This is a genomic window from Selenomonas sp. oral taxon 136 (genome assembly GCF_001554015.1).
Classification (GTDB): domain Bacteria; phylum Bacillota; class Negativicutes; order Selenomonadales; family Selenomonadaceae; genus Centipeda; species Centipeda felix.
This window is the reverse complement of the sequence record NZ_CP014239.1, coordinates 79,080-105,268: the sequence shown is the minus strand read 5'-3', so window position 1 is coordinate 105,268 and position 26,189 is coordinate 79,080. Positions and strand designations below refer to the sequence as shown.

Here is a 26,189-nt window from a genome sequence, read left to right as displayed (position 1 = left end):
GGATGCCGCAGCAGTAATTCGCCGGACGGTAGAGGATAATGTGAGGCTAAACAGATAGAACGGAGGTGCAATGATGGATACCGCAGCGATGGAGTCCATCATCGCCAGTGCGATCGAACGCGCAAGCAGATCGGTCGCTGTTGTGAGGGAGCGTCAAACACCAGACGAGCTCCTCACGGTCGTAGAGGTCGCCGAGGTACTCGGCGTTGGTAAGAACTATGCAAATATGCTGGTGCAGTCCGGCATTATTCGGGGCATCAAGCTGAACGGCATGAAGGTACGCCGGCGTGAGCTTGAGCGCTGGATGGCTGCAATGGACGGGATGGACTTGGAGGATCCTCGGAATCCCGTTCCGATCGGGAGAAGGGAGGCGGTCGCATGATGGATGCAATGAAACTCATCGTCGGATGCTGCATCGCAGGGGCGGCGATCCTCTGCTCCGGCGCGGTCAATCCGTGGGAGGACGGCAAGAACGCCGTCCTCATCGAAGAGGTCTACACGGTCAAGCCCGGTGATTCCCTCTGGGGGATTGCCGAGGAGTATATCCAGAAGAACACGGGCACGCGCCGTTATATCTTGGAGTACAAGAGCGGCATCGAGGAGCTGAATCCTTGGCTGCTCGAACGCCACGGGATGATCTATCCCGGAGATAAGTTGACTCTCACATATTGGGTGAAGGGAGACACTGAATGAAGGGAAAGTGGTTTGTGGAAGAATGCTTTTGCTACAGTGGAGATGGCCCATCGCATTGGTATCAAGTCATCCGACTGGTTGATCCTGCTAAAGCAAAAAATAAAGAATACGCGGGTATCTATCGGAAAAAGAGCGAGGCGAATGCCGAGGCAAAGCGCCTAAACAGTGAGGACACGCCATGAGCCGCCCGGGGCGCGGGTGTCTCACCTGCAAACTGGCGAAATGCACAGGCTGTGACAAAATCCAATGCACGCCAGAGGAATCGGCAATGACGCGCTGTGCAGGGTTGCCACGCAAAAATGCACGCACAAAAAAGTCGCTCAGTCCGGTGACTGCCAGACTGAGCGAATACGGTGAAAAACTCTTTCACGCTCATTGTAGCATGAGAATAGGAGACAATGCAATATGGAGATCAAACAGATTCAGCGTCAGTATCGCCGAGATTTTTGGGCAATCTTTCGCTGCGAGGCCTGCGGGTACGAATGTGAGAAGCGGGGCTATGACGATGCAAATTTCCATGTGAATGTTATCCCCAAGATGAAATGCCCACAGTGCGGAAAGACGGAGCAGGAGATCGACCCGAACTACCGACCGCTCACAACGAAGTATCTCGAAGGAATGCAGGTGTAAGACAGGAGATCTGACATGACACATTGTGAAAAGCTCTACAACTATTTCATCGAGCATCCGAAAGCCACGGCTGACGAAGTTATGACTGCGCTCGACTGGGAGCGTCGGCAGGTAAGCCGGTACAAGCACCGGCTCAAGCGGCGCGGATTTATCGATGTGGATCCTGTCGACGGGGTGCAGATGTTGCGCCCCTACCGCGAGGAGGATGACAACAATCCAATCCACGAGTACAAGCAGGACGCTTACCGCCAGGCGGCGGATGCGTGCCTTGACCGCATCCATGATCCTGAGACAACGATCGCGCAGATGATTGAGCTGATCCGCGAGCTGCGGATGATCCTCAAGGCAATTATCCCCGCATAAGGAGGCATACAATGACAAGAACACTATATGACCTTGGTGACGCATTTAACGGCGTCATGGATCTGGTGCTGGATGAGACGATGGATCTCAAAGTGCTCGAGGAATGCCTGCAGTCGATTGAGGCAGACATCGCTGTCAAGTGTGAGAGAGGAATCGGGCTCATCCGTTCGCTCGAGAATCTGCGCGACGGCATGAAGGCGGAAGCAAAGCGCCTTACGGAGCGGCAGCGCGTGATCGACAACCGCATCAGCTCGATCAAGACGTGGTACGCAAAGAATCTCGACGCGATGGGAAAGGATAAGGTCGTCACGGATCGCGGAACGATGCGCGTGCAGAATAATCCGCCCGCTTATCCCCGCGAGCTGTGGAACATGGAGAAGATCCCTGAGACGTACTTCGACATCGTACCACAGCATCTGGAACTGAATATGGATCGAGTCAAGGAGGCGCTGAGGGCAGGGGTTGATGTGCCGGGCGCGTTCCGCACACAGACAAGGGGGCTGCGCATCCAGTGAATATCTTTGAAAAAATCCAAACGATACGCGTCAAGCTCTCTGAAAGTGGACTGAAGAAAGGTAAGAAGAACGAGTACGCGGGCTATACCTACTATGAGCTCGGCGACTTCCTTCCGCGCATCATGCAGCTGTGCAAGGAGCAGAAGATTTTCCCCGTAGTGTCCTTTATGGCAGAGACAGCAACACTCACGGTCTATGACTGCGAGAAGCCCGAGGCAAAGGTAGAGATCACAACGCCGATGTCGACGGCGCAGCTTAAGGCGTGTCATCCGGTGCAGAATCTCGGAGCGGTGCAGACGTATCTCCGGCGTTATCTCTACATTGCGATGTTTGAGATTGTGGAGTCGGACAAGATCGAGGCGGTGACGGGCAAGGATCCCGTTGCACCCGCCGTACCCGCATCCACGACAGAATCACCAAGCGGTCGCGCATTCCGCTGCGATATCAATAAACCGGCGCGTGAGGAGCTTGTCCGTCTCTGGCAGTTCATGGGATGGGACACGGCGAATATCGAAAACTATCTTGCCACGCGAGCACTCAATATGAATACATCACAGACGCCCGCGTTCTTTCAGAAGGTCTTGCAGGAGCAGATCAAGTTCTGCATCACGGAGTCGCGCAAGGGAACACCGGGCTATGCGGGGCGGCTGTTTGATGACGGCTACCCGTTCCAATAAGAAAGGAGTATTCCAATGAATGTATCATTTTTTGGCCGACTGACCAAGGCACCCGAGGTCAAGACAAACCAGATGGGAACAACATACACGGCGTTCACTGTTGCAACGCAGGTGCAGGCAAAGGGGCAGGACGGCAAGGCAAAGACGCTCTTTATCGATGTGTCGGCGTTCGGCAAGCAGGGCGAGAATATCGTCAAATACTTCACCAAGGGCAGCCGTATTGTGATTCATGGGGATATCTTCGATGCTCGTGCATGGGTCGGCAACAATGACAATCAGCCACACTTCAGCATGAACGTCACGATGAATGGCTTTGACTTTGTAGACACGCAGGCAGAATCGGCAGCACGTCAGCAGGGCGCGGCACCGGCACAGGTACCGCAGGTGCCTCCCGCACAGGCAGTGCCTGCAGGGTATGCGCCGCAGATCCCGCCGCCGATGCAGACGGGTGCGGTACCGTGGGCACCGCCCGCATACGGGGGACAGCCGCAGCAGGGACTTGCATACGGTGCTCCTGCGCAGCCCGCACCTGCGCAGAACTACGCAGCGGCTCCATACTAAAACGCTATGGATATCAGCCTCAGATCATACCAACAACAGCTGATTGATGACATCGGGTATGAGTTCTCCGAGGGGCGGCGGCGGGTGTGCGCTGTGGCTCCCTGCGGCGCGGGCAAGACGATTATGACGGCATGGATGGCGCGCGGCACAGCACTTTCGGGGCGGCGCGCTATTTTCATGGTGCATCGGCAGGAACTCATCGAGCAGACGTCTGCGACGTTCACGGCAATGGGCATCCGTCACGGGCTGATCGCAGCGGGAACGGCGAAGGAATATGATCTGCCCGTGCAGATCGCCTCGGTGCAGACGCTCACCCACCGTCTGCATGAGGTGCAGCCGCCCGATCTTTTGATCTGCGATGAGTGTCATCATATCGTTGCCAATACGTACCGTAGAATTTTGGAGCATTTCACCGCTGCCTATGTGCTCGGCGTGACGGCGACGCCGGAGCGGATTGGCGGGCAGGGGCTCGGTGATATATTTCAGTCGCTTGTGCTCGGACCAACCGCCGCAGAGCTCATCGCCGCCGGCAATCTGACGCCATATGACTACTACGCGCCGCCCTCGAAGTTTGATCCTGCTGCAGCGCATGTGCGTTTTGGAGAGTATGTCAAGAATGATCTCATCCACCAGATGGACGACGCGGATGTGATCGGCGACATCGTGAAGAACTATCAGAATCTCGCCGCGGGGAAACGCGCCATCTGTTACTGCATCAACAGGGCGCATAGCGAGCATGTTGCGGAATCGTTTCGCGCAGCGGGTATCCCTGCAGCACACATCGACGGAGAGACACACAAAGCCGTCCGCGTGCGTACCATCGAAGATTTTCGCCTAGGAAAGATTCAGATTCTATGCAACGCGGAACTTCTCGGCGAGGGCTTTGACGTTCCGGCAATGGAAGCAGTCATTCTTGCACGGCCAACAGCATCACTGACACTCTATATCCAACAGAGTATGCGTCCGCTGCGGCCGGATCCCAACAATCCCGAAAAGCGTGCGGTCATCATCGACCATGTCGGCAATGTGTTTCGGCACGGTATGCCGGATGAGGATCGGGAATGGTCACTTGAAACGAAGAAAAGGAAAACGCGTGCCATGGCAATCAAAATATGCCCTGCCTGTTATACGGCGGTGCCGAGCACAGCGTGCGTCTGTCCCTGCGGACATATATTTGCCTCAGCACCCGAGGAGCGAACATTTACCGAGAAGGATGGCACGCTCATGAAGATTGAGGAGATCAAGCGCAAGAAGAGACAGGAGGTCGGCAGTGCGCGCAGCGTCGCAGACCTCACGGAGATTGCCATAAAGCGCGGCTACTCGCTGCGCTGGGTGTCGCGCATGGCAGATCTGAAACGACTGAGAGGATAACGTATGAAGAAATCAGAGCATGAGATACAGAATGAGATCCGCGTCGCGGTCGGTACGACGCAAGCGGCAACGCTTTTCCGCGCAAACGTCGGCAAGGCGTGGACGGGCAATAAGGTTGTGTGCTGCGATAATATGATTATGCTGTCTTGCGCGCGGCCCTTTTCGACGGGGCTTCCCATCGGCTTTCCTGACCTTTTCGGCTTTCGTACGGTCGAGGTGACGCCAGAGATGGTCGGCAAAAAGCTCGCTGTCTTTGCCTTCCTCGAGGTAAAAAAGCCCGGCGGACGCACGAGCCGTGCGCAGGAAAAGATGCACGCATTCCTGCATGAGGCGGGCGCCGTTGGTGGCATTGCCCGCTCTGCCGAGGAGGCAATCAAGCTGCTGCGCCACCTATGAATCCGATCGGCTGAAACGAGGTGAGTGTCATTGACACGATAGAATTTTTCCGTGCACTCTATCCGGAGGATGCACAAGGACATACCTATCTCTGGACGATGCCGGATAAGCGGACGCAAGTGTTTGCCGCCGCTGCGCACGCTGAGATGGCACAGGCGGCGCGAAAGACAGGGGACACGGGCAAGGATGTCTATTTTTCCGTTGGCGTGTCTGAGCGGCCGTTTCGGGCGCATGAACGAGCAAAGAGTGCGGATATTGTCGCCATTCCTGCCCTCTGGGTGGATATCGATATCGCAGGTGACGCTCATGCCGCGAAGTCCCTGCCGCCGGACTATGCGGCGGCGCGTGCGCTCCTGCCGGAGATGCTGGATCCGTCAATCGTTGTGGACAGCGGGCATGGGATTCATGCGTACTATGCCTTTCGTGAACTTCTGGACACACGCACGGATGCGGAGCGTCATACTGCTGAGGATCTGCTGCGGCGCCTGCAGGGGGCTGTGCGTGCACGTGCAGCGGAACATGGATGGCAAGTGGATAGCGTCCCCGATCTCTGTCGTGTGCTGCGCGTCCCTGGCACACTGAACCGCAAGGGCGGCGGAACGGTGCCCTGTGTGGTCGCGGAGTACTCCGAGGGGCTGCGCTACAATGCAGAGGACTTCGACATTTTGCCGCCCGTGGAAGCAGTCAGCAAAACGGAGCGAACAGAGACTTTTGAGCGACGGCCAACGGACGGAGATGCGCAGCTGATGCTCGAAAGCTGCACGTTTCTCCAGCACTTCCAACAGAACTATAAAACACTGCCGGAGCCAATCTGGAAGGCAGCGTGTACGAATCTCATGCGCGGTGTGGGCGGCGAGGAAATCATCCTGCCGCTCGTCAAGGAATGGCTCGGTGCGAAGTTCAATGAAGATGATACACGCAAGAAACTCGCGCACTATCTGAACGAGTGCACGCCGCAGACCTGCGCGCACATTCAATCGGAGCTGGGGTTCAAGGGATGTGCGGACTGTCCAGGCATCAAGTCGCCCTGCGCATGGTCACTTGGCAAGGTGCCGCAGGCAATCGCAAAGCTTCGGCAGATCGCACTGCCGAATGCAGAGAATACACTGAATGAGGAGACGCTTGGTGCACTTGCGCTGGTCAAGAAGGAAAACAGCCTGGAATATACGCGCTTTAAGGAGCGCTGCAAGGGAAATGTGAATCTCAATGACCTGCAGCGCGAGGTAAAGCGCGTGCAGGCATCGCAGGCAGGGCTTTCGGTGGTCGAGGGTGGCGCACTCGGGACGGGGCAGAAACTCAGCGATATACGCACATGCGCGCTCGTGCCGGACACACCGCTCGATCTTGCAATCCCTGCAAATTTTTCCTACGGTGCAGATGGCGTTTATGAGGTGCGTATGACGGAGATGGGGCAGGTTCAGCGGCTCGCTGCAGGAACGCCCGTCATCATCTCAGAAAAGCAGTACAACGTCGATACACAGACGGAGAAAATACAAATCTCGTTCCGCTATTACGATCACTGGGTGCATACGATCTGCAAGCGGTCGGAAGCGTTTTCTTCGCGTAATATCATCGCACTCACGGATCGCGGACTGAATACATCGAGTGAGTCGGCAAAGTATCTGGTGAAATATCTCCAAGCCCTTGAGGCGGCGAATCCGAATATTCCGCTCGTTCATGCCGTCTCCAAGATCGGCTGGCGGCCGTACGGACTGAGTGAGTTTGTCATTCCATCATCGAGCAGATACCGGGTGGATATGGATGACGATGGCGAGCTCTCCGCTGCATTCACATCGTGCGGGACACTCGCCGCATGGCAGGAGGCGGCGCAGGAGATCCGAAAGCACACTTTCGCACGTTTTGTTCTGGCGGCTGCGTTCGCGACCCCGCTTCTACGCATTTGCAAGAACCGCAACTTCATGATTTATTTCTGGGGCACATCGGGCGGCGGCAAGACGGCGGCGCAGCGATTTGCGCTCACGGTCTGGGGCAATCCGACGCGGCTGATGAAATCGTTTTATGGGACAACGAACGGACTTGAACGCGCTGCCGAGTACAGCAACGACTTCCCGCTCGTCATCAATGAGCGGCAGGTCATGATGGGGAACAATAAGCAGGAAGCATTGGAGAGTCTCGTCTATATGCTCGAGGGTGGGCACGGTAAGGTGCGTGCGAGTAAGTCCGGCATCCGAAAGACGGCGACGTGGCGCACAATCGCAATGACGTCGGGGGAAGAACCATTGTCGAAGGAGTCGAGCATTCAGGGCGTCAAGACGCGCCTCATCGAGCTGAATACCTATCCGGTACTGCCGGAGCAGGCGGCAAAAATGGTCTATACAATCGACGAGGAGCAGCACGGCACGGCGGGCAGGGCGTTCATCGCGCGTCTCCTCCAGGATGCAGGGACAGAGTACGCGGAGATTCTGGCGGCGCGGCAGGCACTTATCAATCGCCTGCGCGTGGAGTGTCCCGATCATTTCGAGCCGCATATCGACAACGTGGCGACAGTCGCCATCGCGGATATGCTGGCGAGTATGTGGCTGTTCGGCGAGTCGCCCGAGGCGGCTCAGCAGGGCGCCTATGATATGGCAATTGCCATTATGGGCGAACAGGCAACCAAGCAGGAGATCTCCGATACGCGGCGTGCGTGGGATTTTGTGGATGAGTGGATTGTCAGTAACTGGCAGCATTTCAGCAACGACAATGGATACGACTCACGTGCCAAGCTATCACCGGAATACGGGTTCATCCGCAGTGGATATGTCAATGTGTACCCGATGTATCTGCGTGCGGCACTCGATGATGCGGGCTTTTCGTCGAATAAGTTTCTCAAGGAGTTTGCTGAGAGCGGGCTGATCTGTTCGACACCTGAAAAAGGAAAATGTCGATTTACAAAACGGGTCAGCTATGGAGGCGCAAAGATTCATGTTGTGCAAATTCCACAGGAAATGAAGCACCTTTTATGAATTTATGGGAACTATGGGAACCCTGTGGGAACCATTGTGGGAACCGCAAAAATCCAGTATTTGCAAGGGGTTGCGGTATATATAAGAGAGAGTTCCCACAGTTCCCACATAATATATATATACTATGTAACCACCCTTACTATGGTATATAGGGTATAAGGGGGGTATAAAAAGTTTATATATATATGTCGAAATCCGTGGGAACTGTGGGAACTATTGCCCCTAAAGCCTTGCGGCTCTAAGGAAAGTGCGGTTCCCGCAAGCCTAAAAAATCGTGGGTACTGTGTGTGGGAACAGCTTTTTCAGCGGGAACCCTAGTTCATTCGGAGGTAGTTTTATGGACTATTTCGAACATGTGAAGCCAAAAGCACAGGCGCAGCCGAAAATGTCAGACACAAGTCCGTATATGTCCATGATCGAACGCATTGAGCAGCGCGCTTATGCAATGCTTGAACGTGAGGAGCAGCGGACAACGAACTATGCGTGCGTGGATCCATCCGCAGATATTTCGCCGGCGGACTCGGAGATCTGGATTATCCTGCTCAGCAAGGCGCGTGAGATCGACAAGGAATTTTATGCGCGGCTCTATTATATTCGCGGAGGTGGGACGCAGCTTGTACGGCATCCGCAATGGGGCTATGTACTGCGGCCGATCATTACAGGCGATAATGCGAGCGGTTGGCTGAGCATGGAGCAATACGAGTCTGAAAAGCATTGCCTGGATGGCTATGTGCAGCAGCTTGTCAGTCTCCTTCGGATGATTGCGTATGATGACGCTGCGTAATGAAATGATTTCGCTGCATAAATGCAGCGCTTTGAGGGAGGAGCAGAATGACAGAACAGAAATATCCGCAGAGCGCGGAGATAAACGAATACCGATACATTGATTTTGAGTGGCTGGATGAAATCGCGGAGGGGTTGACAGCAGGAGCAGAAAAGCATCCGGGCGAAACGTGGCGGAGTATCCCCGCAGAGGAGCATGCGGCGAGAGCTCTGCGGCATCTCTCGATGTGGCTCGCTGGTGATCGGAGTGACAGCCATATCATCAACGCGAGTATGCGCTGCATGATGGCGCGCGTAATGGAAAGGGAGGAGGATCAGAACTACGATCCCGAGGAGATTGATGCGCTCAGGGAGGAGAACAAGGCTCTGTGGGCGGAGCTGAGGAAATGGATACGCTCGGATTGCTACGAGAAAGAGGAAAAGCGGAATGAAGCAAATACTTGACGCATGTTGCGGGAGTAAGATGTTTTGGTTCGACAAGGAGAATCCGTATGTCGCGTTTTGTGATATACGGGAAGTACCGCGACATGAATTTTATCCGCACCGTTACATCGAGATTAGCCCTGATACAGTATGTGATTTTCGGCATCTGCCGTTTACGGATTCGAGTTTTTATCTTGTAGTGTTTGACCCGCCGCACCTTACGAGCGCAGGTCCAAAATCGTGGATGCGGCTCAAGTATGGGTGTCTTGACAAGGATTGGCCGCAGGTGCTTCATGATGGATTTTGGGAGTGTATGCGCGTATTGAAACCGTATGGAACACTTGTGTTTAAGTGGAGCAATGTGGAGATTCCGTTGCGTGAGGTGCTGGCGGCGATAGGTGCGACGCCTCTTTTGGGACATCGTAGCGGAAAGAACATGAACACGCATTGGATGTGCTTTATGAAATTTCCGGAGGAACAACAACCACAACCAAAAAAATACGGTTGAAAGTATCGAATATTAACCAAAAACGGGAAAATATGACAACTATCTATGCGAAAAACGTGATGAAGGAGTGGAGATTATGGATAAGAAATACGCCTACATCTACGATCTTTACGGTGCGGGATATTGGACTGGTTTTGTAAGTGTTGAGGATGCTCTTGCGGCGGCGCGAAAGCGTAAGCCGGAAGCGAAGACTATCTGTATTTTCGAGACGGAGGAGTTTGTACCTTATGTTCGGCATGGTACTGTCATTAATCAATTGCAAGAGGATATCGAAAATGAATGCGCACAGCGCTATCCGTCCTATTTTGAAGACCTGCTGGAATATGGGGGATTTTTCGACGATGTGTCGCAAGAGGATAAAGATATGTTGAGTGACATGCTCACGGCGACATTTGTATGTTGGGCAAAGCAGCGCGGCATTGAATACGGGGTAGATATTCCGGTCATGTTACTCGGCTTATACAATCTGCAAACAGGAAAGCCTATAGAGGAGAAATCCAAATGAACACATGGATAGGCATCGGGCGTCTTGTGCGAGACCCCGAGGTGCGGTACACGCAGAGCGGGAAGGCAGTATGCCGATTTACGCTTGCGATTGACAGACGCAGGAGCACGGACGGCAAGCAACAGGCGGATTTCATATAGTGCGTTGCGTGGGAAAAGACAGCGGAGATCATCAGTCAGTATGTCTCAAAGGGACAGAAGAGCGCAGTCGAGGGGCGCATCCAGACGCGCAGCTATGACGCGCAGGATGGAAGCAAGCGCTATGTGACAGAGGTTGTTGTCAACAGTATGGAGTTCTGCGAGAGAAGAGACACGGGCAGCAGTACTGGGCGTGCGGATGAGTACCCCGGGGCGGTTGTGCCTGATTCGGATATTCCGTTTTGAAGGAGTGGGCAAATTGTATATCTACGGATTCGGCGAAAATGGAGAACGCGGACAGGGATATTTTAAGAGCATTGCAGAGGCTCTGGATGATGCGCGAAAGAATGCTGACGAAGATAAGATGGTCAACATTGGACGGGAGGATGTGTTTGAGTTTCGTGTAGATGGTCAAGCGGTGCTCGATCAGATTGATGATGATATAGACGCGGAAGGGATAGAGGTTGATTTCTTCTGGTCTTTGAATATTCCGAAAGATGGCATAGAGGATTTATCCGCAATGCTTACAAAAACATTCCGTGAATGGGCAGATAAGCACGGATATGCAAGACATATAAAGTATTGTACGGACTGCAAAGAATATGACCTCACAACGGGGGAACCGGTGTAGACGATAAAAAAAGAGCGGTTATGTGCCGCTCTTTTGGTGCGCATAGACATGAGAAACAAGGGGGGAAGCAGAATGGTTGAAATCAAACAAGTGCGGGCGTATCTCTGGCGTGTCCATGATATAGAGCGGGATCTGAAACTGCTTGAACAGGAGTATGAACAAGCAAAAGCTAATATCTTGCATCTGAAAGCGATCCAGTATGACACGAATAAGGTCAGCGGAGGAAAGATTGGCGATCTTTCCGATGCAATCGTAGCGTTGGAGAAATACGCGGAGGAGATCAACATTCAGTTGGATTGCTTGATTGCATTGCGAAAAGAGGTAAGAGTTCAGATTGAGCAGATACCGGATGGGCGCTATCGTGCGATATTGCTGGGGCGATACCTCTGCGGGCAATCATGGGAACAGGTGGCTGTCGGTCTCGGGTACACCTATCGGCATGTGCTGTGGATGCACGGCAAAGCATTGCAGAGTTTTGCTGTCTTCGGAAAGCTCTCATAGAATCTCACATACGACCTGTGCTATAGTATAGGCTGAGAAACATAAGGGCACAGCTGCGGCGGTGCTCTTTTTGTATGCGATGAAAACGGTAAGAAGGGAGGTGGTGCAGATGCCGAGAAAGCCGAAACGACCATGCCGCATGTCGGGCTGTCCGAATCTCACAGACCGAAAAAGCGGCTATTGTGACGTTCATGAGAAGCCGATGCAGCGGCATTATGACCGCTTCACACGCGGGTACGACCGGCAGGAGAGATACGGGGGCTCGTGGAGACGGATTCGCGATCGGCACATAGCACTCCATCCGCTCTGCAAGCAGTGCAAGGAGCAGGGCAGATACGTCCGCGCAACGCTCGTTCATCACATCAAAGAGATTGCTGACGGCGGCACGCATGACGAAGAGAATTTGATGTCGCTCTGCGTATCGTGTCATGAGCGGATGCACCGGCGTGGCAGTGGCGACCGCTAGACCCCCTAGGGGGCGGTGAAATCTCTAAAAACGCATTGCTTTGCGACCGGTGCTGGGGCATACGTGAAAAAATGGTAAATCAAACGGGGTATTAAAAAATGGGGTGAGAAGATGGCGCGGGACGGTACGAACCGTGGCGGCAGACGCCCCCGCGCCGGAAGAAAACCGCAGGTACTGTCGGATAAGGTCGCGGACGGGCAGACGGCAAATGTTTTGGAATTTCCGGGAGTGGATCTCGGCAGTGCTGACGGCATGAAGGCGGCAGATCTATGCGGCACTGACATGCCGCGTCCAAGTGCATATCTGTCGGCATGTCAGAAGGATGGAAAGACGCTCGGTGCAGACGATATTTTCCGTGAAACGTGGCAGTGGCTCAAGGAGCGCGGGTGTGAACGTCTTGTGAATCCTCGGCTCATCGAGAGCTATGCACAGGCGTTCGCTCGCTATATCCAATGCGAGGAGGCTGTGAGTCAATACGGTCTGCTCGGCAAGCATCCGACCACGGGCGGCGCGATTGCAAGTCCGTTTGTACAGATGGCATTGTCGTTCCAGAAGCAATCCAATCTGCTTTGGTATGAGATCTTCGACATTGTAAAGCAAAACGGCACGACAAACTTCAGCGGCTCGGCGCAGGAAGATCCTATGGAGAGATTACTGCGGACGCGCATGCAAAAGTAGGAAGGTGACTCTTTGCGGAAATTGACGGACTACAAACCAACAAAGTTCATGGCAGAGGAATCCCACTATGACAAAGCTGCTGCGGATTATGCTGTGGGATTTATTGAGTGCCTTTGTCACACGAAGGGGACGTGGGCAGGAAAGCCTTTCGAGCTCATTGATTGGCAAGAGCGCATCATTCGCGACCTCTTTGGCGTGCTGAAGCCGAACGGCTATCGACAGTTCAACACGGCATATATCGAGATTCCGAAGAAACAGGGAAAAAGTGAACTTGCCGCCGCCATAGCGCTACTTCTCTGCTGTGGTGATGGGGAGGCTGGAGCAGAGGTATATGGTTGTGCTGCTGATCGGCAACAGGCAAGCATCGTGTTCAAGGTTGATGCTGACATGGTGCGTATGTGTCCAGCACTCAACAAGCGGGTGAAAATCCTTGCTTCGCAGAAGCATATGAAATACCTGCCAACAAACAGCACCTATCAGGTACTCTCGGCAGAAGCTTATACGAAGCATGGGTTCAATATTCACGGCGTTGTATTTGATGAGCTTCATACACAGCCGAATCGCAAGCTCTTTGACGTTATGACGAAAGGCTCCGGCGATGCGCGAATGCAGCCGCTCTACTTCCTCATCACTACGGCGGGGACAGATACACAGTCCATCTGCTACGAGACGCACCAGAAAGCGAAGGATATTCTGGAAGGGCGAAAGATTGATCCGACCTTCTATCCAGTGATCTACGGGGCTGAAGTCGATGAGGACTGGACGGATCCCGCAGTGTGGAGAAAAGCGAATCCATCGCTCGGGATTACAGTTGGTATGGATAAGGTACAGGCGGCCTGTACTTCTGCGATGCAGAATCCTACTGAGGAAAACAGCTTCCGCCAACTTCGTCTGAATCAGTGGGTCAAGCAGTCTGTGCGCTGGATGCCGATGAACAAATGGGATGCGTGTGCCGCTCCTGTGGATGCAGAGGCACTGGAAGGCCGCCTATGCTACGGCGGACTCGACCTTTCGTCCACGATGGACATCACGGCATTCGTTCTGGTGTTCCCGCCAATGGAGGAAGATGAGTCGTTTGCCATCCTTCCATACTTCTGGATTCCCGAGGAGAGCATTGACCTGCGTGTGCGGCGCGACCACGTTCCGTATGACTTGTGGCAGAGGCAGGGCTTTCTTATGACCACCGAGGGGAATGTGGTGCATTATGGCTTCATCGAGGCGTTCATTGAGAAACTGGGCGAGAAGTACAACATCCGCGAGATTGCCTTTGACCGATGGGGCGCGGTGCAGATGGTGCAGAATCTTGAGGGGATGGGGTTCACTGTTGTCCCATTCGGGCAGGGCTTCAAAGATATGAGTCCACCGACCAAGGAGCTGATGAAGCTGACGCTGGAAAAGAAAATAGCGCACGGTGGGCATCCCGTCATGCGCTGGATGGCAGACAATATCTTCATTCGCACCGATCCTGCGGGGAACATCAAGGCGGACAAGGAAAAATCTACAGAGAAGATTGACGGCGTGATTGCACTCATCATGGCGCTCGACCGTGCGATCCGCTGCGGAAATGACCTCTCGGAATCTATCTACGATACGCGCGGCATACTGGTGTTCTGAAAGGAGTGATGCGCATGAATTTTTTCAGCAGATTTTTTCGATCGAGGGACAAGCCGCAGAATTTACTGGGCGGTCTGACTTTTTTGTTCGGACAGACGGCTGCGGGAAAGGTTGTCAACGAACGCTCTGCGATGCAGACGACGGCAGTCTACGCATGTGTGCGTATTCTCGCCGAGTCCATTGCAGGGTTGCCGCTTCATGTCTACGCCTATCACGGGCAGAGAAAAGAGCGAACGCCGATGCATCCGCTCTATCGGCTATTGCACGACGCACCAAATCCAGAAATGACGAGTTTCGTGTTCCGCGAAACACTTATGGCACATCTGCTCCTGTGGGGCAATGCCTATGCGCAAATTCTTCGTGATGGCAGAGGACAGGTTGTCGGACTCTATCCGCTGTTGCCCGATCGGATGGATGTGAACCGAGACAGCCGTACGGGTGAGCTGTACTATCTCTACACGCGAAACGCCGAGGAAAATCCAAACTTCAAAGGTGCAGGGCAGATTCGTCTGAACCGGATGGATGTGTTGCATATTCCGGGACTCGGTTTCGATGGTCTTGTCGGGTATTCTCCCATTGCTATGGCAAAAAACGCCGTCGGAATCGCACTTGCAACGGAGGAATATGGTGCGACATTCTTTCAGAATGGGGCACGCCCCGCAGGTGTGCTTGAACATCCCGGTGTACTCAAGGATCCGTCGAAGCTGCGCGAGAGCTGGCAGTCCATCTACGGCGGTACGAAGAATGTAGGCAGAATCGCTGTCCTTGAGGAAGGTGTGAAGTATCAGCAGATTGCCATACCACCCGAGGAGGCGCAGTTCCTTGAAACGAGGAAGTTCCAGATCGATGAGATTGCGCGGCTCTATCGCGTGCCGCCGCATATGGTCGGAGACTTGGAGAAATCCTCGTTTTCGAACATTGAGCAACAATCTCTCGAGTTCGTGAAATACACACTGAACCCGTGGGTAGTACGTTGGGAGCAGTCTCTTCAAAAGGCATTGCTGACGGAGAAGGAGCGGAAGGATTACTTCATTCGCTTCAACGTGGATGGGTTGTTGCGCGGGGACTACAAGAGCCGCATGGAGGGATATGCCATCGGGCGGCAGAACGGATGGCTATCAGCGAACGACATCCGCAGCCTTGAGGACATGAATCCTATCAATGCAGACGAGGGCGGCGATCTCTATCTCATCAACGGAAATATGACGAAACTCGAGGATGCGGGACTCTTTGCAGGTCAGCCACAGAAAGGAGAGGGCAATGAAACGTAAATTTTGGAACTGGGTGCGGAACGAGGGAGAGAAGCGAACGCTTCTTCTCGATGGTGAGATTTCAGATGAGACGTGGTGGGGCGATGAAGTCACACCTCAGATGTTCCGTTCCGAGCTGAATGCCGCCGAGGGAGATATTGACCTCTGGATCAACTCGCCGGGCGGCGACTGCTATGCGGCGGCACAGATCTACAATATGCTCATGGAGTATAAGGGAAATGTCACCGTTAAGATTGACGGGATTGCCGCCTCTGCCGCATCCGTTGTCGCTATGGCAGGATCGAGCGTCGAGATTTCTCCCTTGGGGATGCTCATGATCCACAATCCCATGACCGTCTCCATCGGTGACACTCATGAGATGGAGCGGACGATCACGTTCCTTGCCGAGATCAAGGAGAGCATCATCAACGCCTATGAACTCAAGACGGGGATGTCCCGTGCGAAGATTTCACGGCTGATGGATGCCGAGACGTGGATGAATGCAAAGAAAGCAGTGGAGCTTGGATTTGCAGATTCCGTTCTCTATGCGGACGTTCAGCGTCCTGTGACCGAAGTGGCAGACGGGCTGATCTTCTCCCGCGCTGCCGTCACGAACTCCCTGCTCTCCAAGATCGGGCAGGGGAAGACGAGGAATCATGTCGATGCGGAGCCGCTGAAAAGGCGGCTCTTTTCTATGGCACATTGAAGGAGGACTATTTATGGACAAGGTTTTGGCAATGCGCGAGAAGCGCGCCGCTCTCTGGGAGAACGCAAAGGCTTTTTTGGAAGAGCATGCGCATGACGGTCGACTCTCGGCCGAGGATGCAAAGACGTATGAGAAGATGGAACAGGAGGTACTTGCGCTCGGCAAAGATATCGAGCGTATGGAGCGTCAGGCAATTCTCGACGCGCAGCTTTTGCAGCCGACGACGACGCCAATCACGAACACGCCGAATGGAAGTGTCGGCGCAGAAAAAACGGGCAGGGCGAGTGATGCGTACCGTGAGGCGATGCTCCGTGCCCTCCGCTCGAAGTTTCAGCGGGTTGACAATGAGCTCATCGAGGGGACGGACGCGAGCGGCGGCTATCTTGTGCCGGAGGAGTATGACCACCGTCTGATCGATGTACTGCATGAGGAGAATGTGCTGCGCCCGCTTGCGACGACGATCACGACGAGCGGCGAGCACAAGATCAACATCACGGCGACGAAGCCCGCTGCGGCGTGGATTGATGAGGGGGCGGCGCTGACCTTCGGAGACGCAACGTTCGCGCAGATGATTCTCGATGCGCACAAGCTCCACGTCGCGGTCAAGGTGTCGGAGGAGCTACTGTATGACAATGCGTTCAACCTCGAGCACTATCTAATCACCGAGTTCGGCAAGGCGCTTGGCGACAAGGAGGAGGAGGCATTCCTGCTCGGCGATGGGGCGCATAAGCCGACGGGGCTTTTGGAGGCGGCGCACGCACTCGAGACGGAGGAAGCGAAGCTCAAGGCAGATGAGCTGATTTCGCTGGTCTACGCACTGAAGCGTCCCTACCGCAAGAACGCGGCATTCATCGCGAACGATCAGACGCTTGCGGCGATCCGCAAGCTGAAGGATGCAAACGGCGTCTATCTCTGGCAGCCGTCGTATCAGATGGGCGAACCTGACCGCATTTTCGGCTATCCTGTCTATACGACGCCCTATATGCCGATCGTGGAGGCGGGGAAGATTGTTCTGGCGTTCGGCGACTATTCCTACTACAACATCGGGGATCGCGGCGTCCGCTCCATGCAGGTTCTCAAGGAGCTCTTTGCCGAACACGGCATGGTCGGTTTCGTTATGAAGGAGCGCGTGGACGGAAAGCTGGTGCAGAAGGAAGCCGTGCAGGTGCTGAAGATCAAGGCGTAAGCTGCGGCGGCAGAGGGGAGGTGGTTCTATGCTTGTGCCGCTTGAGGAGGTCAAGCAGTACCTTCGCATTGATGGAAACGACGAGGATTTGCTTCTTTCGAGCTTTGCAGAGACGGCAGAGCAGCTTTGTACGGCGCTCCTGCGCGTAAAGGATCTGTCGGAGGTGGAGGATAGTGCTGTCGTACGGATTGCGATTCTCTACGCAGTATCCTATCTCTACGAACACAGGGAGGAAGCCGACCACAGGGGGCTTGCGCTGACACTGCGGTCGCTCCTCTTCGGCGTGCGGAAGGAGGGCTTTTAGGTGAGAGTGTCGATGAGCGAGCTGCGGCATCGCATCACCATCCTTCGTCCCGTTGCGGATACGGACGAGGAGGGAAATATTCTCTCCTCTCCTGTGGTGGAGGTCGAAAAGGCGTGGGCGCTCGTTCTGCCGTTTGCCGCGAAAATCTCGGACGGGTATGCGGAGAAGGTGCAGGAGGTGGATTACCGCGTCGTTATCCGCTACCGCACAGATGTACAAGTGACGGATCGTGTCCGTTGGGGTAATAAAACACTCACGCCGATTGCGCCACCGTATCCGCTCGGCGGGAAGAAGCGATGGCTTGTTATAGAATGCAGGGAGTTGGTGGAGGATGGCTAGATACCGAGGATTCGTCTCTGCCGAAAAGATTCTCTCGGAACTCGGCGCGGAGACGACGGCTGCGGCAAAGGAAGCCCTCGCGCACGGCGCAGACGATGTGGTTGCAGAGGCAAAGAACCGCTGTCCCGTCTATACGGGATCAGATAAGCGCGTGATCAAAGGCGCGCTGCGGGATTCCATCCACAAACGTCTGCGACGAAAGGACGGCTCTGTTTGGAGGATCGCAGCAGATGCAGAGTCTCAAGATGGTGTATTCTACGGCGTGCTCGTTGAGTTCAGCCCGCGCATCAACCGACCATTCCTCTATCCCGCGCTCGATGCCAAGGAGGACGGGATTCGTTCTGCTATCGTCGATGCCGTGCGGTCTGCCATTCGGAGGCGGGGGAAATGAGCACGGCACGGATGGTGTATCAAGCACTTGTGCGTTCAAAGGAGCTGACGCAGCTTCTCGCTCACGGAAAGAAGAGCATCTATCACGGGCGCAGTCCCAATGCGGGGACGTATCCGATTCTCGTCTACTCCGTCATTTCCGACGTGCCTGCGCTCTCGGCAGACGGCACGGAACTGGAACGCCGAATCACGGTGCGTATCCACATTCTGACGAAGGATGGGAGATTCGGAGAGATTCATCGCGCCGTGCAGAACGTGCTCTTGCCGCTCGGCTTTGTCCGTGTGCAGACGCAGGAACTTGTCGAAAAAGATATATTCGTGGAAATCACAGACTATAAAACAGCAGTGGAGGGAGAATAAAATGCCAAGTCCAACACCGGCAACAAAGCCCGCAGGGAATCTGACGAGCGGGCAGTTCATCAACATCCAGAAACTTCATATCGCAAAGATGCTCACCGATGTAGCAGGAGGGGCGGCGACCTACGAAGCTCCGATTCCGCTCGGGAAGCTCCTGCGCAAAGTGGACATCAAGCCGCAGACGAATCAGGCGGAGCTTTTTGCCGACGGGCAGTCCGTAGATACGGCATCCAATACCGCATCCTATGACCTTACCTTCGATACTGCCGCGCTTCCTTTGGAATACACAGCCTACCTTTTGGGACACAGTATTGAAAACGGCGTGATGAAGGCGGGCAAGGACGATGTCGCTCCGTACTTCGCCGTCCTCTTTCAGTCGGATAAGAGGAACGGCAAGAAGAGGTACACCAAGTTCTACAAAGTCCAATTCACGGAACCCTCCGAGAGCGGCAACTCGAAGCAGGGGAGCATCCAGTTCGACACACCGACGCTCACGGCAAAGGCAATATACCGTCTCTCGGACGGGCTGTCCTACGCCAAGGCTGACGAGGAGGCAGCGGGCTTTGCCGCAGAGACAGGCTCGAAGTGGTACGAGCAGGTCTGAGGGAGGACACGATGGATACGCCGAAACTGCATATTGCGGGCAGGGAGATCACGCCAAACCCTCCAAAGATGAAGGTTTGGCGCGAGTTCCTTGCCTTTTTTGATGCCGACAAGAAGGACATGAATCTTGAGGACTTTCTGGATGCACACGTCCGATTGATCGTCCTCGGCTTCGGACGGGAGGAAGTGACAAGGGAATCCGTGGAGGAGAATGTGGATGTCGCAGATATTGTACCACTGACACGTGCGCTTTTCCGATGGATTCAGTCGCTGACCTTCTCCAAACTGGTGAACCTCCCAAACGGAAAGACGGGGAAAGAGGCGTAGTTCTTTCTCCGTACCAGAATCTACTGCGTTACTACGAGCGGCTGCAGTCCGCCTACGGGTGGACAATGCAGGAAATTGACGGACACGAGATTGGCTTCTTGCTCGATCAGCTTGTAGTGACGGCACTATGCGAACAGCAGCAATCCGAGCGATTTATTGACGATGTGATGTAGGGAGGGAGATAGGGTGGCAAAGCGCGGACAGAAGATTGATGAACTCTATCTCGACATCGGTCTCAACATCGCACAGCTGCAGCTGGACTTTGACACGGCGGGGAAAACCGTATCGGATTCCATTGCGCGACTCAACAGCAAGGCAAACAATATTCACCTCAAACTGGATGCCGACCTTGCCAAGCTCGATGGTGTGGGTACGGAACTAGACAAGATCAAGGTGCGCCATCAGGCGATCAACCGAGAACTGGATATTCAGCGGCAGAAGGAGCAGATCCTTGCCGCTGTCCTCCAATCCGCAAAGAAGAATGACGGCGTGGACAGCGCATCCTATCGCCGTGCCGAGAGCAATCTCCTGCGTCAGCAGAGAACCGTCGCACAGACCGAAGCCGAGGTGCGGAAACTGAATAACCGCCTAAAAGAAAGTGCGGTACTCTCCGGAACGCTCGGTGGACGTATCTCAGCGGGCATGACGGCGGCACAGGCGGGTGTCAAGAATCTCACGAGTGGATTCAACGTCCTCTCTGCAAAGATGGCCGCAGTTATGGCAGTCGCCGCAACAGGCGCGGGACTGTTCAACATCACAAAGGACGCGATGCTTGCGGGCGAGAACGTCTACAAGCTGACGCAGCGGCTTCACGTCTCTGCGGGTGAGGCGGCGACGCTCAATCGGGTGTTTCAGCTTGCGGATATGGACATCAAGAGCATTATCCCTCTCATCGCTCGTCTTGACAAGCAGGTATCCGCTGCGGGCAATTCCGGCAACGATACCGTCCGCGCCCTTTCACGTTTCGGGATTGCCCTCAAAGACCAACAGGGGAATCTCCTGCCGCTGAATGAGCAGCTCGCACAGCTTGCCAAGGGATATAAGACCGCAAGCGAAGCGGGCATGGAGGAAGCATATACCGCAGAAGTCCTCGGAGCACGCGGGGCGGCGCTTATCCCGATTCTTGAGCAGTATGACGATCTGATGACCATTTCCTCGCGCGTCAAGACCACGGGGTTACTCGACCCGGAGCAGGCACACGCGACCTATCTTAAATGGCGCGAGATGGAGATGGAAGCGGGGCAGCTGAAACTTGCTCTCGGTGCAGCACTGCTTCCTGCCGCCGAGGAACTCATGCCCGAGATCAATGAAGGCTTCGAGTCTTTCGTTGAAATGATTCGGGACAACAAGGACGAGATCAAGGATGCCGTGCTCGGTTGGGGCGAGGCACTCAAGACCGTCGCAGAGCTTGCAGGTTTTGTCGGGGAGCAGATTCATAAGGTCAGCGAGCACGCCGAGGCGAATTCATGGCTCCTCAAAAATCATCCCGTGGCATCTCCGCTGATTGCTGTTCCGTTCCTCGGCGGCAGCGTTCTCGACGCGCTCTACGGTGATGAATACAAGCGGTACCAAGAACAGCAGAAACTCGCCAAAGAAAAGGCTGCGGCAGAGGAGAGCGCCCGTGCCGAAGCGGAGAAGAATGCCAAGGCGCAGGAGCAGAATGCCAAAGCTGCGAAAATCCGTGCAGCAGCCGAGAAAGATGCCGCGAAGACGGTCAGCGAATCTGCAAAAGCGACCGCACAACTGACGGACAGTTTATATACACTGACACACACGGACATCCAGAACAGTCTACACACTCTGGATCGTGAATCCTTTGATTTCTTACAGAAGGGTGCAGATCCTCATCTCATCGACAAATACCGTCTGGCAAAGGAAGCGAAGATTTACGTTGACTTTCAGCGGGACGTTGTGGACAAGGCGAATGCGCTCTACAAGACCGACCTGCAGAACAAGCTGGACTCCATCGTCCGCGAAGCCGATGCCTTTCGTCAGAAGGGCTTGGATGAGGTAGAGACGCAGGCGTGGGTCAGCGAGAGCAAGGCGCGGGTGATGGAGCAATGGGAACGGGATGTTGCATCCAATATTGACTCCATCTGGAAAACCGAGCTTGAGAATCGCCTTGCGGAGATCGAGCGCGAGAAGGATGCGTGGGTACAGAAGGGGCTGGACGAGGTCGAAGCGACGCGCTGGGCTGAGAAGCAGAAACTCGATGCCAAACGCAATGCCGCTTTGGAAGTCCTGCGTTCCCAGAAGGAGGAGTTGAAGGTATTCAAGGCATCCGGGCAGGTCGGGCTGATGGAGTATCTTCGCAAGAAGAATAAATTCACGGCAGAGGATCTGGGGCTGACACCGGAACTCTTGCAGCAGTTCCAAGAGGGGCGCAAATGGGCGATGGAGAATCTGCTGCCGAATTTCCGCTCCGAGCAGCGTGAGGACAGTTCCCGCATTCGTGTCAACGGGCAGGAGTTCTCGTATGCACAGATGATGGCAGGGCTTGGACAACAGGCGCAGATTGTGCAGGGAGGGGGACAAAATGTCACTTCTTCCTCCAATGGTGCTCAGTCTACGCCATCCATGACAGACAACCGCCAGATTCACATACAGGTGCAAATCGAGAACGCCGTCACGGAGGACAACGAGGGAATGCGGATGCTTGCTGACCACGTTGCCGACCGTATCCGTCCCGCCGTCGAGAATGCCCTTGGAGGTGATTCCAATTCATATTCACATTGGTGAGGTACGGACATTATCCGTTGAAAACTGGCAGACTATTCCAGACGACCGTCAACAGCTTTTGGAAATTGTCGGCGGCGCGGTCGTGCAGGATTTCGGGCATATCCCAGAGGGCGACCGTATTTCCTGCGCGGTTGTTGTAACGGCTCGTGACTGGGAAAAGATCAAGGGCTACTGGGACAGCCGCGCAATGGTGTCCGTGACCGATGAGGGCGGGAACATCCTGTCCTCTATGCGTGTCGTGGTGAAGTCCTACGAGTATATGGCACATTTCCCGAAGGTATATAAATTGTCTCTGGAATTTTGGAGGGTGTGACAATGGCAGAACTCTTGCATATCTATATGAACAATCCGACCGAGGGCGGCAAAGATGGGACGGAGGTCAGCTCCGGCACGGAACTTGCGCCCATCTCCGTCCTGCTCGATGCGGGCAAGGGCGAGCAGAAAGCCGTCAAGTGCGCCGTGCGCTGCGAGAGCGGCTTCCATATCGACGGAGCCTTGACGATCAAATTCGTTGGCGATCATGCGGACAAGTGGAAAGTGGCAAGCAATAACGGATACACCGTCGATACGGCGTTGGAATCTGCGGACTGGAAAGACAGCATCGTGCTGTCCGATGTCGGTGACACAAATGTAATTTTCTGGGTCAAGGCGCTCAGCAGTGCAGATGAACAGCCGCAACAGGATACGAGCGTGGACATTCAGGCAGAGGGGCTTCTGGTGTCGGGCTGAGGAGGTCTATATGGCGTTCAAATACATCAATCCGGGCTATGCGGAGTTGCTTTCGGTTCGTGGCGGCACAACGGTGACGGGGGAGCAGTACAGTAAAACGGGCATATCTTTTTGGCAAACGCAGATGAACAGGGGGCTTTTGCTCTCGGAGATCCCGACGGAGCTATACGGGCGGTTTGATGTGTTCCTAAAAAATCCAACGATTGTAGAAGATGCACTTGTGTGGGTATGTATCGGATACTATAACGGCATCAAGATCAGCCCGGATCGCACTGTATGGGACATCGAGATTCGTAAAGATGGCCGTAATATATATAGTCTCAGCGACACCGCAGGGGTGATCCGCACGGATGCTGTCAACACGTTGTGGTTTCATATCAAGCAGGGTAAGCATGCCGATGGAATCATGCACGTCATGGTCAATGGGTATGAAATCTACCATGCGCAGAACGAAGAACTCTGGTATGCCGGGGATTCCGAAGCGAAGACAGTAACCCTCTGCAGCAAAAGCAGCGATGCCCTGTTATCTAACCTCATCCTCTCGAATGAGGAGATCAGCCCGCGGGAGCAGGTCATCATGCTGCCCGTCAAAGAAACGCATACCAATATGACCGACTGCGGCGATGGAAGCTATGAGGCGACGGCTGCGAATCAGGAGCTTCTGCAATCTGTGGATACCGCATCACTTATTACGCAGTACGGAGCAGATTCCCGTGTGACGGGGATTTCTCTTCTCGGCAATCCTGCCTACTGTACAGCAGAAGGACTGTGTGCTTTGATGGCTCTTGAAAAGAGCGGCGGGAATATCACGGAATACGGCAGACATATCGCCGAACAGAATCCGAATTCTACCGTCATGGACACGCGCACTGTCTCCATGACGATTGCGGAACTCTCAGGGCGGCAGTTCGGATGGAGAGCGGGAACATGAGCATCAAGCTGAAACCTGCTGTCTGCATTCCGTGGCTGCCGATGGGGCGTATTCACCTAAAATCGATCATATATGCCACGGTGATTCCCGTATTCCGTCAAGCGGTCAAGGTACGTGGAGATACGTCACGCAGCCTCAACCTGTCTTGTTCCATTCATGCAGATACCCTGCGCGATATTCGGATCGTCAAGAAAATCACGGTAACGGGCGACACAGAGCGGCGCATTGGTCGCTGTGAAACGGTGTTGGCAGATACGAAGCGGACACTCGTTAAGCAGTCACGGTTTCTTGCAGATACGAGGATAGAGATTCCTTATACACTGACCTATGCAGAGTTCAAGGAGCGGGAGATTCGCTCGTTCTCCGTAACGCTCGGCGAGCTTACGCTTTCCGACAATATCCAACTCGAAACCGTCCAGCCGCTTGCCGTCGGCGCGTGTGTTCAGGGGCGCGTACTGGATTATGCCTTCCGCTTCCTCGTCGAAGAAACGAGTCAGCGCGGTATCGTGCAGTCCGTCAATGGAGCGTACAGTAAGGACACGCTCCTTTACACGCCCATCCATATCTACGTCGAGCGGGCAAATGTATCACGGTATGTGACCGAGATTGCGGCGGCACTTGGATTGAAATTACATCGTCTGACCGATGATTTCACCCCATCCCAGAACTTTGAGGGCAGTGGCATGACGTATCATGACTTTATCGCGGCTCTTTTCGGATGGACGGCAAAACTGCCGCAGCGTCAGATCAACGTATTCATTCGTGGAGATACGCTTCATATCATCCAGCGCGGGATGGAGGAATCCGTCATCGACATCACGGACTGGCCGTATGCGCAGCCGACCATCGAGCGGAAACTCCTGCGCTCTATCTGGCACAGCGCGAACAACAATCATGAGAGCGGAGCGCATAATGAGGAAGATACTGCGCCTATCCCTTTCACGGGAACGATTTCCTTCAAAGAGATCAGCCGCACCTACTCCAACGGCTTTCTCGTCCGCGAGACAAATGAGAACGGCTACAGCACCTATTCCTATGATGGGGAGTATCTCGCCGAAAAGCGTACGCACAATGTGGACGGATCGACCAGCCGCACGGATTACGCATACGCCTCCACAGGGCGTGACGTGTATCTCTTCAAGGAATGGGAGCGTACCACAGAGGCAGTCAATGACGGAAAGAAGCACACGGAATATGACTGGGAGGATTGGAGCCGTGAGAAGGGGACAGAGCGTATTACCTACCACGCGCCGCTCGGCTATGGATGGTATGCGACCACCGTCTATGTCGATGGCGTATTGGAGGGAAGCAGTTTGTCGCAGGGGAAACCCGGCGGCAAGGCAAGCCAGTTCACCGTTGAGCAGTCGAATCTCAGCCTTGGTGCGCATTATGCCAGTGACGATGGACTTCCGTATTCCTCGCTCATCGACACCGAGTTTCCTGTTGTGGGCGCGGATTATTTACGGATGCTGACGCAGGAGATTGAATGGCTGAATCGCAAGACGCAGGAGACAATCACGGTGGAGATTCGTGCACGGATTCGTAGCGGCGTTCCCGACATTGACCACATCGTCGATTTTACCGAGCGCATCCGCTTCGAGGGGCACGAATACTTCCTTCAGTCCAATACGGTGGAACTCACGCCGCGCCTTCTGCGGCAGACAATCAAGATGGTGAGGTGGTACGAATGAACGGCGTTCCGGGGCTTGCGGCGGCGATCCAAGCAGGGATAAAGAACTCGAAGGTGGTTGAGTCACAGGCTCAGCGCGGCAGGATTCAGAATGGGCGTGTTCATATCGGAGAGCGGTCGTATCCCTTCCGTGCGGCAGTGGACTGCAACACATCAGATGGCAGTTTGGTGTGGGTACAGATTTCAAAGGGTGGCACTGCCGTTATCGTGGGAGCGTGAG

Annotated in this window: 35 protein-coding genes and 1 pseudogene; all 36 read left to right on the top strand. The window is 54.5% G+C overall.

The features are described from left to right. Window positions 1-70 precede the first annotated feature (70 nt). The 36 genes and pseudogenes from AXE86_RS00515 (at window position 71) to AXE86_RS00340 (ending at window position 26,188) form a co-directional block, all read left to right on the top strand. Window positions 71-382 carry a helix-turn-helix domain-containing protein gene (locus tag AXE86_RS00515; RefSeq protein ID WP_061943504.1) on the top strand — a complete coding sequence of 104 codons (312 nt, stop codon included), beginning with the start codon at window positions 71-73 and terminating at the stop codon, window positions 380-382. Further along, window positions 382-693, top strand: a complete 312-nt coding sequence (locus AXE86_RS00510; RefSeq protein ID WP_061946898.1) for a LysM peptidoglycan-binding domain-containing protein — start codon at window positions 382-384, stop codon at window positions 691-693. The genes AXE86_RS00515 and AXE86_RS00510 overlap by 1 nt, the downstream gene beginning before the upstream one ends. Next, window positions 690-875, top strand: coding sequence for a hypothetical protein (locus AXE86_RS00505; protein ID WP_061943501.1), 186 nt, complete (start codon window positions 690-692; stop codon window positions 873-875). The genes AXE86_RS00510 and AXE86_RS00505 overlap by 4 nt, the downstream gene beginning before the upstream one ends. 223 nt (window positions 876-1,098) lie before the next feature. After that, window positions 1,099-1,323, top strand: a complete 225-nt coding sequence (locus AXE86_RS00500; RefSeq protein ID WP_061943499.1) for a hypothetical protein — start codon at window positions 1,099-1,101, stop codon at window positions 1,321-1,323. A gap of 15 nt (window positions 1,324-1,338) precedes the next feature. Continuing rightward, window positions 1,339-1,686 (top strand): hypothetical protein, encoded by a 348-nt coding sequence (locus AXE86_RS00495; protein ID WP_061943497.1) that lies wholly within the window; start codon window positions 1,339-1,341, stop codon window positions 1,684-1,686. A gap of 11 nt (window positions 1,687-1,697) precedes the next feature. Next, window positions 1,698-2,201, top strand: coding sequence for a siphovirus Gp157 family protein (locus AXE86_RS00490; RefSeq protein WP_061943494.1), 504 nt, complete (start codon window positions 1,698-1,700; stop codon window positions 2,199-2,201). Continuing rightward, the gene (locus AXE86_RS00485; protein ID WP_061943492.1) at window positions 2,198-2,878 is read left to right on the top strand and encodes an ERF family protein; all 681 of its coding nucleotides are present in this window, start codon (window positions 2,198-2,200) and stop codon (window positions 2,876-2,878) included. Before AXE86_RS00490 ends, AXE86_RS00485 begins: the two co-directional genes overlap by 4 nt. A gap of 15 nt (window positions 2,879-2,893) precedes the next feature. Then, entirely contained in the window at window positions 2,894-3,439 is a 546-nt protein-coding gene (gene ssb, locus AXE86_RS00480; RefSeq protein ID WP_061943489.1) for a single-stranded DNA-binding protein, read from the top strand. Window positions 3,440-3,445: 6 nt separating this feature from the next. Further along, window positions 3,446-4,810 carry a DEAD/DEAH box helicase gene (locus tag AXE86_RS00475; protein ID WP_061943487.1) on the top strand — a complete coding sequence of 455 codons (1,365 nt, stop codon included), beginning with the start codon at window positions 3,446-3,448 and terminating at the stop codon, window positions 4,808-4,810. A 3-nt stretch (window positions 4,811-4,813) separates the two neighbouring features. Continuing rightward, entirely contained in the window at window positions 4,814-5,206 is a 393-nt protein-coding gene (locus tag AXE86_RS00470; RefSeq protein WP_061943484.1) for a VRR-NUC domain-containing protein, read from the top strand. Between the two features lie 20 nt (window positions 5,207-5,226). Next, window positions 5,227-8,172 (top strand): DUF927 domain-containing protein, encoded by a 2,946-nt coding sequence (locus AXE86_RS00465; protein WP_061943481.1) that lies wholly within the window; start codon window positions 5,227-5,229, stop codon window positions 8,170-8,172. A gap of 337 nt (window positions 8,173-8,509) precedes the next feature. Then, window positions 8,510-8,956, top strand: coding sequence for a hypothetical protein (locus tag AXE86_RS00460; protein ID WP_061943478.1), 447 nt, complete (start codon window positions 8,510-8,512; stop codon window positions 8,954-8,956). Between the two features lie 47 nt (window positions 8,957-9,003). Beyond that, window positions 9,004-9,399, top strand: coding sequence for a dATP/dGTP diphosphohydrolase domain-containing protein (locus tag AXE86_RS00455; RefSeq protein WP_232294889.1), 396 nt, complete (start codon window positions 9,004-9,006; stop codon window positions 9,397-9,399). Window positions 9,400-9,418: 19 nt separating this feature from the next. Further along, the gene (locus AXE86_RS00450; protein WP_232294888.1) at window positions 9,419-9,886 is read left to right on the top strand and encodes a class I SAM-dependent methyltransferase; all 468 of its coding nucleotides are present in this window, start codon (window positions 9,419-9,421) and stop codon (window positions 9,884-9,886) included. Window positions 9,887-9,962: 76 nt separating this feature from the next. Beyond that, the gene (locus tag AXE86_RS00445) at window positions 9,963-10,391 is read left to right on the top strand and encodes a hypothetical protein (protein WP_061943473.1); all 429 of its coding nucleotides are present in this window, start codon (window positions 9,963-9,965) and stop codon (window positions 10,389-10,391) included. Next, a pseudogene (locus tag AXE86_RS00440) lies at window positions 10,388-10,774 on the top strand (single-stranded DNA-binding protein). The gene AXE86_RS00445 and the pseudogene AXE86_RS00440 overlap by 4 nt, the downstream one beginning before the upstream one ends. Before the next feature lie 13 nt (window positions 10,775-10,787). Then, window positions 10,788-11,159, top strand: coding sequence for a hypothetical protein (locus AXE86_RS00435; protein ID WP_061943470.1), 372 nt, complete (start codon window positions 10,788-10,790; stop codon window positions 11,157-11,159). Window positions 11,160-11,231: 72 nt separating this feature from the next. Further along, a complete protein-coding gene (locus AXE86_RS00430; RefSeq protein WP_061943468.1) occupies window positions 11,232-11,660 on the top strand; it encodes a hypothetical protein in 429 nt (142 codons plus the stop codon). Window positions 11,661-11,769: 109 nt separating this feature from the next. After that, window positions 11,770-12,126 (top strand): HNH endonuclease signature motif containing protein, encoded by a 357-nt coding sequence (locus AXE86_RS00425; RefSeq protein WP_061943465.1) that lies wholly within the window; start codon window positions 11,770-11,772, stop codon window positions 12,124-12,126. A 111-nt stretch (window positions 12,127-12,237) separates the two neighbouring features. Next, the gene (locus tag AXE86_RS00420; protein WP_061943463.1) at window positions 12,238-12,804 is read left to right on the top strand and encodes a P27 family phage terminase small subunit; all 567 of its coding nucleotides are present in this window, start codon (window positions 12,238-12,240) and stop codon (window positions 12,802-12,804) included. Window positions 12,805-12,816: 12 nt separating this feature from the next. After that, window positions 12,817-14,418: a terminase large subunit gene (locus tag AXE86_RS00415; protein ID WP_061943460.1), complete on the top strand. Its 1,602-nt coding sequence runs from the start codon at window positions 12,817-12,819 to the stop codon at window positions 14,416-14,418. A 14-nt stretch (window positions 14,419-14,432) separates the two neighbouring features. Continuing rightward, the gene (locus AXE86_RS00410) at window positions 14,433-15,689 is read left to right on the top strand and encodes a phage portal protein (RefSeq protein ID WP_061943457.1); all 1,257 of its coding nucleotides are present in this window, start codon (window positions 14,433-14,435) and stop codon (window positions 15,687-15,689) included. Next, on the top strand, window positions 15,679-16,374 hold the full coding sequence (locus AXE86_RS00405; protein WP_061943454.1) for a head maturation protease, ClpP-related: 696 nt from the start codon (window positions 15,679-15,681) through the stop codon (window positions 16,372-16,374). Before AXE86_RS00410 ends, AXE86_RS00405 begins: the two co-directional genes overlap by 11 nt. 13 nt (window positions 16,375-16,387) lie before the next feature. After that, a complete protein-coding gene (locus AXE86_RS00400) occupies window positions 16,388-17,560 on the top strand; it encodes a phage major capsid protein (protein WP_061943451.1) in 1,173 nt (390 codons plus the stop codon). Window positions 17,561-17,588: 28 nt separating this feature from the next. After that, window positions 17,589-17,864: a head-tail connector protein gene (locus AXE86_RS00395; protein WP_061943449.1), complete on the top strand. Its 276-nt coding sequence runs from the start codon at window positions 17,589-17,591 to the stop codon at window positions 17,862-17,864. A gap of 12 nt (window positions 17,865-17,876) precedes the next feature. Then, on the top strand, window positions 17,877-18,203 hold the full coding sequence (locus tag AXE86_RS00390; RefSeq protein ID WP_061943447.1) for a phage head closure protein: 327 nt from the start codon (window positions 17,877-17,879) through the stop codon (window positions 18,201-18,203). Further along, window positions 18,196-18,594: an HK97 gp10 family phage protein gene (locus AXE86_RS00385; protein ID WP_061943444.1), complete on the top strand. Its 399-nt coding sequence runs from the start codon at window positions 18,196-18,198 to the stop codon at window positions 18,592-18,594. Before AXE86_RS00390 ends, AXE86_RS00385 begins: the two co-directional genes overlap by 8 nt. Further along, window positions 18,591-18,953, top strand: coding sequence for a tail completion protein gp17 (gene gp17 / locus AXE86_RS00380; RefSeq protein WP_061943442.1), 363 nt, complete (start codon window positions 18,591-18,593; stop codon window positions 18,951-18,953). The genes AXE86_RS00385 and gp17 overlap by 4 nt, the downstream gene beginning before the upstream one ends. Window position 18,954: 1 nt before the next feature. Continuing rightward, the gene (locus AXE86_RS00375) at window positions 18,955-19,554 is read left to right on the top strand and encodes a major tail protein (protein WP_061943439.1); all 600 of its coding nucleotides are present in this window, start codon (window positions 18,955-18,957) and stop codon (window positions 19,552-19,554) included. A gap of 11 nt (window positions 19,555-19,565) precedes the next feature. Further along, window positions 19,566-19,880, top strand: coding sequence for a phage tail assembly chaperone G (gpG, locus tag AXE86_RS00370; RefSeq protein ID WP_061943436.1), 315 nt, complete (start codon window positions 19,566-19,568; stop codon window positions 19,878-19,880). 186 nt (window positions 19,881-20,066) lie between these two features. Next, window positions 20,067-22,619, top strand: a complete 2,553-nt coding sequence (locus AXE86_RS00365; protein ID WP_061943433.1) for a hypothetical protein — start codon at window positions 20,067-20,069, stop codon at window positions 22,617-22,619. Further along, window positions 22,579-22,932 (top strand): phosphoribosylformylglycinamidine cyclo-ligase, encoded by a 354-nt coding sequence (locus tag AXE86_RS00360; protein WP_083501135.1) that lies wholly within the window; start codon window positions 22,579-22,581, stop codon window positions 22,930-22,932. The genes AXE86_RS00365 and AXE86_RS00360 overlap by 41 nt, the downstream gene beginning before the upstream one ends. 2 nt (window positions 22,933-22,934) lie before the next feature. Continuing rightward, on the top strand, window positions 22,935-23,348 hold the full coding sequence (locus AXE86_RS00355) for a hypothetical protein (RefSeq protein ID WP_061943430.1): 414 nt from the start codon (window positions 22,935-22,937) through the stop codon (window positions 23,346-23,348). A gap of 10 nt (window positions 23,349-23,358) precedes the next feature. Beyond that, window positions 23,359-24,279 carry a hypothetical protein gene (locus AXE86_RS00350; protein ID WP_061943427.1) on the top strand — a complete coding sequence of 307 codons (921 nt, stop codon included), beginning with the start codon at window positions 23,359-23,361 and terminating at the stop codon, window positions 24,277-24,279. After that, window positions 24,276-25,970, top strand: coding sequence for a hypothetical protein (locus AXE86_RS00345; RefSeq protein WP_061943424.1), 1,695 nt, complete (start codon window positions 24,276-24,278; stop codon window positions 25,968-25,970). The genes AXE86_RS00350 and AXE86_RS00345 overlap by 4 nt, the downstream gene beginning before the upstream one ends. Continuing rightward, the gene (locus AXE86_RS00340) at window positions 25,967-26,188 is read left to right on the top strand and encodes a hypothetical protein (protein ID WP_061943421.1); all 222 of its coding nucleotides are present in this window, start codon (window positions 25,967-25,969) and stop codon (window positions 26,186-26,188) included. Before AXE86_RS00345 ends, AXE86_RS00340 begins: the two co-directional genes overlap by 4 nt. The last annotated feature ends 1 nt before the right edge of the window (window position 26,189 follow it).